This window comes from Methylobacterium ajmalii (assembly GCF_036448855.1).
GTDB lineage: Bacteria > Pseudomonadota > Alphaproteobacteria > Rhizobiales > Beijerinckiaceae > Methylobacterium > Methylobacterium ajmalii.
The window spans coordinates 261,277-272,068 of the sequence record NZ_JAZFXT010000023.1; the positions used below are offsets into that span (position 1 = coordinate 261,277).

The 10,792-nt window shown below is 71.2% G+C and carries 12 protein-coding genes and 1 tRNA gene; 9 read left to right on the forward strand and 4 right to left on the reverse strand.

Features of this window, described 5'->3' with window-relative positions:
- Positions 1–159: 159 nt before the first annotated feature.
- The 9 genes from rpsA (at position 160) to V3T34_RS10275 (ending at position 8,718) form a co-directional block, all read left to right on the forward strand.
- The gene (gene rpsA, locus V3T34_RS10235; RefSeq protein WP_048428043.1) at positions 160–1,872 is read left to right on the forward strand and encodes a 30S ribosomal protein S1; all 1,713 of its coding nucleotides are present in this window, start codon (positions 160–162) and stop codon (positions 1,870–1,872) included.
- Between the two features lie 251 nt (positions 1,873–2,123).
- On the forward strand, positions 2,124–3,080 hold the full coding sequence (gene sppA, locus V3T34_RS10240) for a signal peptide peptidase SppA (RefSeq protein ID WP_305077779.1): 957 nt from the start codon (positions 2,124–2,126) through the stop codon (positions 3,078–3,080).
- Between the two features lie 68 nt (positions 3,081–3,148).
- Positions 3,149–3,475, forward strand: coding sequence for an integration host factor subunit beta (gene ihfB / locus V3T34_RS10245; RefSeq protein WP_060845986.1), 327 nt, complete (start codon positions 3,149–3,151; stop codon positions 3,473–3,475).
- Positions 3,476–3,592: 117 nt separating this feature from the next.
- Positions 3,593–3,946: a lipopolysaccharide assembly protein LapA domain-containing protein gene (locus tag V3T34_RS10250; protein WP_060845987.1), complete on the forward strand. Its 354-nt coding sequence runs from the start codon at positions 3,593–3,595 to the stop codon at positions 3,944–3,946.
- Positions 3,947–3,948: 2 nt separating this feature from the next.
- A complete protein-coding gene (lhpI, locus tag V3T34_RS10255; RefSeq protein WP_060845988.1) occupies positions 3,949–4,887 on the forward strand; it encodes a bifunctional Delta(1)-pyrroline-2-carboxylate/Delta(1)-piperideine-2-carboxylate reductase in 939 nt (312 codons plus the stop codon).
- Between the two features lie 48 nt (positions 4,888–4,935).
- Positions 4,936–5,664: a phosphoribosylanthranilate isomerase gene (locus V3T34_RS10260; protein ID WP_305077780.1), complete on the forward strand. Its 729-nt coding sequence runs from the start codon at positions 4,936–4,938 to the stop codon at positions 5,662–5,664.
- Between the two features lie 52 nt (positions 5,665–5,716).
- Positions 5,717–6,937, forward strand: coding sequence for a tryptophan synthase subunit beta (gene trpB, locus V3T34_RS10265; protein WP_060845989.1), 1,221 nt, complete (start codon positions 5,717–5,719; stop codon positions 6,935–6,937).
- 123 nt (positions 6,938–7,060) lie between these two features.
- Positions 7,061–7,137, forward strand: a tRNA-Met gene (locus V3T34_RS10270).
- Positions 7,138–8,112: 975 nt separating this feature from the next.
- On the forward strand, positions 8,113–8,718 hold the full coding sequence (locus V3T34_RS10275; RefSeq protein WP_203155276.1) for a metallophosphoesterase: 606 nt from the start codon (positions 8,113–8,115) through the stop codon (positions 8,716–8,718).
- A gap of 49 nt (positions 8,719–8,767) precedes the next feature.
- On the opposite strand, the gene V3T34_RS10280 is transcribed toward V3T34_RS10275, so the two are convergent.
- The 4 genes from V3T34_RS10280 to V3T34_RS10295 all read right to left on the reverse strand — a co-directional run bounded on the left by V3T34_RS10280 (position 8,768) and on the right by V3T34_RS10295 (position 10,341).
- Positions 8,768–9,070 (reverse strand): hypothetical protein, encoded by a 303-nt coding sequence (locus tag V3T34_RS10280; RefSeq protein ID WP_305077781.1) that lies wholly within the window; start codon positions 9,068–9,070, stop codon positions 8,768–8,770.
- A gap of 2 nt (positions 9,071–9,072) precedes the next feature.
- Positions 9,073–9,372, reverse strand: a complete 300-nt coding sequence (locus V3T34_RS10285) for a hypothetical protein (protein WP_203155275.1) — start codon at positions 9,370–9,372, stop codon at positions 9,073–9,075.
- 12 nt (positions 9,373–9,384) lie between these two features.
- The gene (locus V3T34_RS10290) at positions 9,385–9,804 is read right to left on the reverse strand and encodes a hypothetical protein (RefSeq protein WP_305077782.1); all 420 of its coding nucleotides are present in this window, start codon (positions 9,802–9,804) and stop codon (positions 9,385–9,387) included.
- 123 nt (positions 9,805–9,927) lie between these two features.
- The gene (locus V3T34_RS10295) at positions 9,928–10,341 is read right to left on the reverse strand and encodes a hypothetical protein (RefSeq protein ID WP_203155273.1); all 414 of its coding nucleotides are present in this window, start codon (positions 10,339–10,341) and stop codon (positions 9,928–9,930) included.
- Positions 10,342–10,792: the final 451 nt, after the last annotated feature.

Sequence of the window (10,792 nt, forward strand, 5' to 3'; positions counted from 1 at the left end):
GCACACGTTTCTGCCCGTCGATCATGCGCCGGCCCGCGTCCCGTTTCGGGGCGCGGCGGTTCCGAGACATCTCTCGGGACTCCGGCGGGCGGAAGCGGCCCGTCGATACGAGCCGCCGGCGCCGTCCCCCCGGATAGGGTGGGGCGAAAAGGAGCATAGATGTCCGCAGGTTTGCAAGGCGCCTCGTCGAGCCGCGAAGATTTCGCCGCCCTTCTGGAAGAGTCGTTCCGCGAGCACGAGATCACGGAAGGTTCCGTGGTCAAGGGCCGCGTGGTGGCGATCGAGAAGGACGTCGCCGTCATCGACATCGGGGCGAAGACCGAGGGCCGCGTCGCCCTCAAGGAGTTCACGGGCCCCGGCCGTGACCAGCCGATCGGCGTCGGCGACGAGGTCGAGGTCTACGTCGACCGCATCGAGAACGCCCTCGGCGAAGCCGTCATCTCGCGCGACAAGGCGCGCCGCGAGGAGAGCTGGGTCAAGCTCGAGAAGGCTTTCGAGAACAACGAGCGCGTCAGCGGCACGATCTTCAACCAGGTCAAGGGCGGCTACACCGTCGACCTCGACGGCGCCGTGGCGTTCCTGCCGCGCTCGCAGGTCGACATCCGTCCGGTCCGCGACGTCACCCCGCTGATGGGCACGCCGCAGCCGTTCCAGATCCTCAAGATGGACCGCCGCCGCGGCAACATCGTGGTGTCGCGTCGTACCGTGCTCGAGGAGAGCCGGGCCGAGCAGCGCTCCGAGCTGGTGGCCAACCTCGAAGAGGGTCAGGTCATCGACGGCGTGGTCAAGAACATCACCGAGTACGGTGCGTTCGTCGACCTCGGCGGCATCGACGGCCTGCTGCACGTCACCGACATGGCGTGGCGCCGCGTCAACCACCCGTCCGAGGTGGTCAACATCGGTCAGACCGTCAAGGTCAAGATCATCAAGATCAACCACGAGACGCACCGCATCTCGCTCGGCATCAAGCAGCTGCTCGCCGATCCGTGGGAGGGCATCGCCGCCCGCTACCCGGTCGACGCCAAGCTCAAGGGCCGCGTGACCAACATCACCGACTACGGCGCCTTCGTGGAGCTGGAGCCGGGGATCGAGGGCCTGATCCACGTCTCGGAGATGAGCTGGACCAAGAAGAACGTCCATCCGGGCAAGATCGTCTCCACCTCCCAGGAGGTCGAGGTCCAGATCCTGGAAGTCGATCCGGTCAAGCGCCGCATCTCGCTCGGTCTCAAGCAGACCCTGCAGAACCCGTGGGAGGCCTTCTCCGAGAAGCACCCGGCCGGCACCGAGGTCGAGGGCGAGGTCAAGAACAAGACCGAGTTCGGTCTGTTCATCGGCCTCGAGGGCGACGTCGACGGCATGGTCCACCTCTCGGACCTCGACTGGAACCGTCCGGGCGAGCAGGTCATCGACGAGTTCAAGAAGGGCGACGTGGTGCGCGCCCAGGTTCTCGACGTCGACGTCGAGAAGGAGCGCATCTCGCTCGGCATCAAGCAGCTCGCCGGCGACCCCTTCGCCGATGCCGGTGACGGCATCCGCAAGAACCAGGTCGTCACCTGCGAGGTGCTCGAGGTCAAGGACTCGGGCATCGAGGTCAAGATCGTCGATTCCGATCTCCAGGCCTTCATCCGCCGCGCCGACCTCGCCCGCGAGCGCAACGACCAGCGCCCCGAGCGCTTCGCCGCCGGCGAGAAGCTCGACGCCCGCGTGACGCAGTTCGACCGCAAGGCCCGCCGCGTCCAGCTCTCCATCAAGGCCCTCGAGATGGCCGAGGAGAAGGAGGCGATCGCCCAGTTCGGCTCCGCCGATTCGGGCGCCTCGCTCGGCGACATCCTCGGCGCGGCCCTCAAGGCCCGCCAGGCCGATAAGAAGTAGGGCACCCGTCCGGGCCACGAAGGCCCGGACACCCCTCGACGATTCGGACGCCCGCGCGGAGCAGCCCTCCGCGCGGGCGTCCTCATGTCGGCATTCTCCCGAGCGGGGAGGGGGATGCCGTCAATCCCGCTCTTGCCGCTGCGCGACGGCCGGGGGTAGAACACGCCGGGAGCGAGGTGCGCCAAGGACTTGCAGGGGAAACCCCTGCCGGGCGGGCGCACCCGGAGGTCGGACCAGGATACGGGCGCCGCATGGCCATCGATGCTGAACTTCTCCTCGACCGGCGTTCCTTGCGCCGGAAGCTGTCGATCTGGCGCGCGGTCGGGATCGGGGCGCTGATCGTCGCCGCCGGTGCGGTCGGCTGGCGGGCGGCCGGGGGCACGGGGTTCTCCGCCGTCACCCCGCAGATCGCCCGCATCAGCATCGACGGCTTCATCGCCGGCAGCGAGAAGACCCGCGAGCTGATGAAGCGCGTGGGCGAGTCGAGCGCGGTCTCGGGCGTCGTCGTCGCGATCAACTCGCCGGGCGGCACCACCACCGGCTCGGAAGAGCTCTTCCGCAACCTGCGCACGCTGGCCGAGAAGAAGCCGATCGTCGCCTTCGTCGACGGCACGGCGGCATCCGGCGCCTACATCACGGCGATCGCCGCCGACCACATCGTCGCCCGCGAGACCTCCCTCGTCGGCTCGATCGGCGTGCTGTTCCAGTACCCCGAGGTTTCCGGGCTCCTCGACAAGGTCGGGGTCAAGGTCGAGGAGGTGAAGTCCTCGCCGCTCAAGGCCGAGCCGAGCGGCTTCCACCCGACCCCGCCCGCCGCCCGCGAGGCCCTGCAGGCGATCGTCGGCGACACCTTCGGCTGGTTCAAGGACCTGGTGGCCGAGCGCCGCAAGATGAACCCCGACCAGATCAAGGCGGTGGCGGACGGCCGGGTGTTCAGCGGCCGCCAGAGCGTGCCGCTCGGCCTGATCGACGAGACCGGCAACGAGCGCCAGGCCATCGCCTGGCTCGAGCGCGAGAAGGGCGTGGCCAAGAACCTGCCGGTGCGGGACTGGAAGCCGCGCTCCGACAACCGCTTCGGCCTGTTCTCGGCCGCCGCCGCCGGCGCGGGCCTGCTGGGCTACGACGAACTCGCCGCCAGGCTGCAGCAGGCCGGTTCCGAGACCGCCGCCCTGTCGCAGGGCGGGCTCCTCGCGGTCTGGCGCCCGTAAGGACCCTCACCGAGACGCGACCCCGCGCATCTCCCCGGCCGGCCCCGCCTCAGTCGAGACGATACTCCATGATCAAGTCAGAGCTGGTCCTCAAGATCGCCGAGCAGAACCCGCACCTCTACCAGCGCGACGTCGAGAACATCGTCAACGCGATCCTCGACACGATCGCCGACGCCCTGGCGCGGGGCGACCGGGTCGAGCTGCGCGGCTTCGGTGCGTTCTCGGTCAAGCGCCGGGAGGCGCGGCGGGGCCGCAACCCGCGCACCGGCGCCGCCGTGGCGGTGGCCGAGAAGGCGATTCCCGTCTTCAAGACCGGCAAGGAGATGCGGCTGCGCCTGAACGCCGCCGGGATCGGCGCCGACGAGCCGAGCCGGGCCGAGGCCGCCCTGGGCTGACCGGGCCGCGGCGCCCCCCTGGCGCCGGCGCGCCCGCGCGTTACAATTTTGTTCGACGGGGCTCCCTCCGGCGGTCCCGCCCCCTTCCGCATCACCGACGAAAGACCGGGTTTTTCGATGATCCGCTTCCTCAAGGGCCTGATCCTGCTGCCCATCGCGATCGTGGTCGTGCTGCTGGCGGTGGCCAACCGCCAGCCGGTGATGCTCTCCTTCGATCCGTTCACCAACGGCACGCCGGCCTTCAGCCTGCAGATGCCGCTCTACGCGCTGATCTTCGCCGCGGTGGCGCTCGGCGTCGTCGTGGGCGGCGTCGGCTCCTGGCTCGGCCAGGGCGACAACCGCCGCGACCGCCGCGCCAAGGGCCGCGAGCTGTCCCGCCTGCGCCAAGAGGCCGAGCGCCTGCGCCAGGCCGCCCCGGCCCCGGCCACGATCGGCCGCACCGCCCTGCCGGCCCCGGTCGGCCGCGCCTGACCATGCGGTGGATCGGCGAGGGCGAGATCGACGCGGCGCTCGACCACGCCCGCCTGGCCGACGCGCTCGCCACCGCCTTCCGGGCCGGCGCCACGGTACCGACGCGCCACCATCACCCGATCGAGACCGCCCCCGACGGGGCCTCGCTTCTGCTGATGCCGGCCTGGACCGCCGACTATGTCGGCATCAAGATCCTGACCCTGTTTCCGGGCAACCGGGCGAACGGGCTCGACACGATTCAGGGCGGGGTCCTGCTCTGCGGTGGCCGCGACGGCCGGCCGCTGGCGCTCCTCGACGGCGCCCGCCTGACCGTGTGGCGCACCGCCGCCGCCTCGGCGCTCGCCGCCCGCCACCTCGCCCGGCCGGACGCCGCCCGGATGGTGATGGTGGGGGCGGGTGCCCTCGCCCCCTATCTGGTGCGGGCGCACGCGGCCGCGCGGCCGATCCGCCGCGTCGCGGTCTGGAACCGCCGGCCCGAGGGCGCGCAGCGGCTCGCCGAGACCCTCGCCGCCGAGGGGTTCGACGCCGAGCCGGTGACCGATCTCGCGGCGGCGGTGGGGCAAGCGGATCTCGTCTCCTGCGCCACCCTGTCGACCGAGCCGCTGGTGCGGGGCGAGTGGTTGCGGCCCGGCACCCATCTCGACCTCGTCGGCGCCTTCACGCCGGCGATGCGCGAGGCCGACGACGCGGCCTTGCGGCGCGGTCCGCTCTACGTCGACACGCCCGACGCCCTCAAGAAGGGCGGCGACGTGGCGGTGGCGATCGCCTCCGGCGCGCTCGCCCCCGAGGCGGTGACGGGCGACCTCGCCGCCCTGTGCCGGGGCGAGGCGCCCGGACGAGCCTCACCGGACGAGATCACGGTGTTCAAGTCGGTCGGCGCCGCGATCGAGGACCTCGCCGCGGCCATCGCGGTCTGGGAGAGCCCGGCGCCGTCGGCGTGAGCGCGCGACACCGGTGCGGGCGGGCGCCCGACGCCCTATAATCGGGGCATGTCGCCCGCACCCTTCCTCGTCAAGATCTGTGGTCTCAGCACGCCCGAGACGCTCGAGGCCGCCCTGGCAGCAGGGGCCGACCAGATCGGCCTCGTCCACTTTCCCAAGAGCCCGCGCCACGTCGACCTCGACCACGGTGCCGCCCTGTCGCGACAGGCCCTCGGCCGGACCGAGCGGGTGGTGCTGCTGGTCGATCCCGACGACGCCCTCGTCGCGGCGGTGATGGCGGCGCTCCGTCCCGACTGGCTCCAGCTCCACGGCAGCGAGAGCCCCGAGCGGGTGGCGGCGCTTCGCGCCCGGACCGGGCTCCCGGTGATGAAGGCGCTCGGCATCGCCACCGCCGACGATCTTGCCCGCGCCGCCCGCTACCGCGGCATCGCCGACCGGCTGCTCTTCGACGCCAAGCCGGCGCCAGGCGCGGTCCTGCCCGGGGGCAACGGCCACGTCTTCGACTGGTCGCTGCTGGCCGGTGCCGGCCGGGACGATCCGTTCATGCTCTCGGGCGGCCTGACGCCCGACACGGTGGCCGACGCCGTGGCGATCACGGCCGCCCGGGCGGTCGACGTGTCGTCGGGCGTCGAGTCGAGCCCCGGCCGCAAGGATCCCGAGCGCATCGCCGCCTTCGTGTCGGCCGCAAAAGCCGCCGCAGGCACGAACGGGTCCGCCGCGCGGGTCGCCGGGGGTGCGACCGCACCGGAAATTGCCCCTGCGGCGCGAAGGGCGTAAGCCCCGCCGACACAGTTCTTTCGCGAATCCCTCCAGAGGCAGAGCTCCCGCCGTGACCGCTCCCCAGAATCCGAACTCGTTCCGCACCGGCCCCGACGAGCGCGGCCGCTTCGGCATCTTCGGCGGCCGTTTCGTCGCCGAGACCCTGATGCCGAACATCCTCGCCCTGGAGGAGGCCTACGCCGCCGCCAAGGCCGACCCGGCCTTCCAGGCCGAGATGAACGGCTACCTCACCCATTACGTCGGCCGGCCGAGCCCGCTCTATTACGCGGAGCGCCTGTCCCAGCACCTCGGCGGCGCGAAGATCTTCTTCAAGCGCGAGGAACTGAACCACACCGGCTCGCACAAGGTGAACAACGTGCTGGGCCAGATCATGCTCGCCCGGCGCATGGGCAAGCCGCGGATCATCGCCGAGACCGGCGCCGGCCAGCACGGCGTCGCCACCGCGACCCTGTGCGCCCGCTTCGGCCTCAAATGCGTCGTCTACATGGGCGCGGTCGACGTCGAGCGGCAGAAGCCGAACGTCTTCCGGATGAAGATGCTGGGCGCCGAGGTCATCCCGGTCGAGTCCGGCACCCGCACCCTCAAGGACGCGATGAACGAGGCCCTGCGCGACTGGGTCACCAACGTCGCCGACACCTTCTACTGCATCGGCACGGTGGCGGGCCCGCATCCCTATCCGGCGATGGTGCGCGACTTCCAGTCAATCATCGGCGTCGAGACCAAGGCGCAGATGCTGGAGATGGAGGGCCGCCTGCCGGACTCGCTCGTCGCCTGCATCGGCGGCGGCTCGAACGCCATGGGGCTGTTCCACCCCTTCCTCGACGATCGCGAGGTCGCGATCTACGGCGTCGAGGCGGCCGGCCACGGCGTGTCGAGCGGCCTGCACGCGGCCTCGCTCACCGGCGGCAAGCCGGGCGTGCTGCACGGCAACCGCACCTACCTCCTGATGGACGGCGACGGCCAGATCGCCGACGCGCACTCGATCTCCGCCGGCCTCGACTACCCGGGCATCGGCCCCGAGCACGCCTGGCTGCACGAGATGGGCCGCGTCACCTACCTGTCGGCGACCGATACGGAGACCCTGGAGGCCTTCCGGCTCTGCTCGCTGATGGAAGGCATCATCCCGGCCCTCGAGCCCGCCCACGCCCTCGCCAAGGTCGCCGAGCTCGCCCCGAGCCTGCCGCGCGACCACCTGATGGTCGTCAACCTCTCGGGCCGCGGCGACAAGGACATCCCCCAGGTCGCCGAGATCCTCGGCGACGCCCTCTGATCCGCCCGCGCCGCGCCCTGGATGGCGCGGCGCAAAAAGGCCTGCGACGGTTCCTTGACAGCCCCGTCGGCCTCCCCCTATACCGCCGCCATCGCAGCGGCGCACACGGACCGGCCGCAGCGGGGCGGAGTAGCTCAGTTGGTCAGAGCAGAGGAATCATAATCCTTGTGTCGGGGGTTCAAATCCCTCCTCCGCTACCATTCAACACCGAACCAGACCAGGGTTCGGCCCAATACAATCAGCGATTTAGGCCGAAGCCCCGAGCAAGGACGCCGGGGCTCTTTCATTTGGGCCCCGACCCACTGGGTCGGTTCTGGGTCGCCACCCCCCTCCCGCTAGGCTTGCCGGCGACCCAGGTCGCCCCGCCGCGGGGTTCCTGTGGATAACCTGGCCCGCCGTTCCCGACCCAACGCCCGCGCCAGGTCGGCCGGCGTCGAGGCCCTGACGAAACCGGGCCCGTCCCGGCGCGCCGCGGCGGCCGCCTCCATCTCCTCCGCCAGGGACCGCCACAGGGCGTCCCTCTCCTCGCCGGCGGCCGCGGCCGCGATGTCGTCGTACCCGAGCATTGACCCTCTCCCTCTTGAGAACAAATAGGGAACGTATCGACCCGGTCAACGGATGGGGTCGGCGGTGCGGAAGGGGAGGGACGGATGGAGGCGCCGCGGACCCTGGGGGCGTTCCCGTACCGGCGGGTCGTCATCGTCTGCCCCTAGTGCCGCGAGCGGCGGGGCTCCTACGACACCGAGCGGCTGATCGCGCGCCTCGGGCGCGGGGCGACGCTTGAGGACGTCCTGCTGGCGCTGGTGACGAACTGCCGGTGGCCCAAGGCCTGGGGCCGCCGGGGACCGAACCAGTACACGCCCTGGTGCCGGGCGCGGTTCGCGGATCTCGGCGGGCGACGGCCTCCGGACCGCGACGTGCCCGGGCCCTGAATTGTCCGAAACCTCTCCGAAAGCTGAGGCGGAGAGGTTTCGGACAAAACCCCCGCCCAGGGTTTCCTTAACCGTGCCCGACGACCCCGCTTGACCGGAGGAATCCGGAGCTGCGATCCCTGGTCCCACGAACCGCAACGAGGCCCGCCGTGAAACGCATACGCCGCCCCAAACCGACCGAGACCCATCCCCCGGGGGCGTGACGCCGCGCGCGCAGCCCCCTTCCGACAGGAGGCTGCCCTGATGAAGACTTCTCCCCTCACGCACCACCGCAATCTCACGCCCTCGAAGGGCACCCTCTGGCTCGTGGGCGATACCCACTTCGGCCACGCCGGAAGCATCGGCCATTCGGGCCGCCCCTTCCGCGACGTCGCCGAGATGGACCGCCTCCTGATCGAGGCCTGGAACGCCGTCGTCCGCCCTGCCGACACCGTCGTCCATCTGGGCGACTTCGAGTGGGGCCACACCCCGGAGCGGACGGCGCAGATCTTCGCGGCGCTCCCCGGGAAGAAGCACTTGGTCGTCGGAAACCACGACCGCCCCAGGGTGACGTCGCTCCCCTGGGAGAGCGTTCAGGAACGCCTCACCATTCACGCCGCGGGCCGGAAGGTCGTGGCCGATCATTACCCGCTGAGAGCCTGGCCGGGATCGTTCCACGGCGCCCTGCACGTCCACGGCCACACGCACGGGACGCTCCCCGGGACGAGCCAGTCCTGTGACGTCGGCGTCGACGTCTGGGGCTACGCGCCGGCCCGCCTGGAGGACGTCATCGGCCGGATGGAGGCGACGCCCGAGGAACCAGAGGAGCGGGCCCGGGCCGAGAAGCGGAAGGGCCAGCAGCCCGCCTGAAACGAGAAGGGCCCCCGGCGGCGAACCGGGGGCCCTTCGGCGTTTCAGGCTATATCTCGCGTGGCCCTCGTGGCCGGAGCTCGTCCTCGATGTCGTCCGCCGCCTCCCGCATCCTCTCGGCGTGGGCCTCCAGTTCGGCGGCGTGGTCCCGGAGAAGCTGCGGCAGCGCCTCCTCGACCCAGGGGAGGATTTCGAGGGAGCCGTTCCGCCACCGGGAGACCGAGCGCGGGTCTATCGTCTCCCTCGCGCCGTCGGGGTGGTAGGCCCCGAGGGCCCGGGCCAGCGCCCGGGACCACTCCTCCGTGTCGCCCGTCAGGGCCTCGCCGGCCTTGGCGAGCAGTTCGGGCGTCATCGTCACTTCCGTTCCCTCCAGACGACGGTGCCGCGCTCGGCGTCGACCCAGTAAAAAAGCTCCCACGGCTCGCCTGGGAAAACCCGGCCCCAGGCCAGGACGGCGCCCGAGACGAGCGTGGCGCCGTGGGCGTCGTCGGGGCGCTCCTCGCGGTACCACGCGGGCCGGCGGCGGCCCGTGGAGAGGTCGAAAAACGCGACGCGGGCGCGGGCGTCCTCGACGGTGACGGCGTCGCGAAGGGCGTGCTGGACCGCCTCGACGGCGGGGATGCGGTAGCGGGCGGGGATCTCGCGGACGATCATGGGTGCGGCTCCTCAGAAAGCGCCGGGGATGGCAGTGCCGAGGGCGACGTCCTCGTCGTACATGTCGCCGAGCTCGTCGAGCAGCGCGAGCATGTCGAGGTCGATGTCCTTGAGGGACTGCATCTCGACCGCGGGCCGCTCCTCCGTGGCGGGCTGCATGTAGGTGAGCATCACGCTGAACTTGCCGCCGGCGCCGACGTCCTCGGCGTGGCGCGTCCAGGCGTCGTAAGCGTCGTCCGACGTCGCGGCGCGGATGACGAGTTCGAGGCCGGTTCCCGGGATCGGCTTCCATTCGCCGCCGACGACCTCGATGGGCTCGGCATGGAACAGGATGGCCTTGCCGCCGGCGAGGGAGAGCGCGAAGGCGGCGTAGACCTCCTCGCGCTCGCGGCGGGCCAGGGCCCGCTTCAGGACGTGGATCTTGGTGGTCATCGCGGAGTTCCTGCGGTTGCGGGCGGCGGCGCCTGCCCGATGGGGGATGGACGATCCGGCCCCCGGCGGGTCCCCTCGCGAGGAGACCTGCGGGAGGCCGGGGCTCGCGCCCCGGCGGTTGCGTCAGATGTCGGCCAGCGCGGCCATGTCGAGGCGGTACTCCTCGACGCGCTGCAGGAAGGCGATCCGCTGGGCCTCGTCCTGGATGCGCTCCTGCTCGACGCGCTGGCGCTCCGCCTCGGCCTCGATGTGGGCGTAGGCGCCGCCGGCGGCCGCGGCCTCCTCGCGGGTCACGATGGCGACGGTCCGGCGGCGGGCGAGACGCTCCTCGACGGCGAGCTCGGGATGGGCTTCGAGGCGGGCGAGGAGCTCCTCGCGGCTCGTCCGGTACTTGCTGCCGTAGCGGGCGGCGCGACCGGTGAGCGTCGAGCCGGACCAGCTATGGCCCCCGACGAGGAGGTCGCGCTGATACGAGCCGCGGGCGCACTCCAGGGCGGCGTTGCGGGCGGCGGGGCTGATCTGGGTGTAGGCGGTCATCGCGGATGTTCCTTGCAGTAGGGCGGCTTTGCCTGCCCATGACCGACATATACGCGCGGCCATGGGCGGCGTCAAGCATTCTTCAGCATAAATCTCGCATTCGTCGAGTGTAACGCGAGATCAATACTATGTAACGGATTATCAGCGGTGAGTTCCCCGGGATCGAGCCCGGGAGAATGCGGCCTCGAAAGCGGTCGGCGTCCGGGGCGGGGCGCGCCGTTTTGCCGGCCGGGTCGCGTCGATGACGCGGAAGGCGACCTCGGGCATGGCGCCGCCGTCGTATCGGGCGGCTACCCAGACGGCGCCGAGCTCGTCCGAGATCGTCTGTCAAACGGCATCGGAACGGGACCCCTGATCGGCGTCCAATCGGGCCCCCTTGTTGAGCATGCGCGACGCCCCTGCTCAGCCCGGCGAAGCGGGTCGGGGTGGCGCAGCCGGGCTGAGCAGGGGG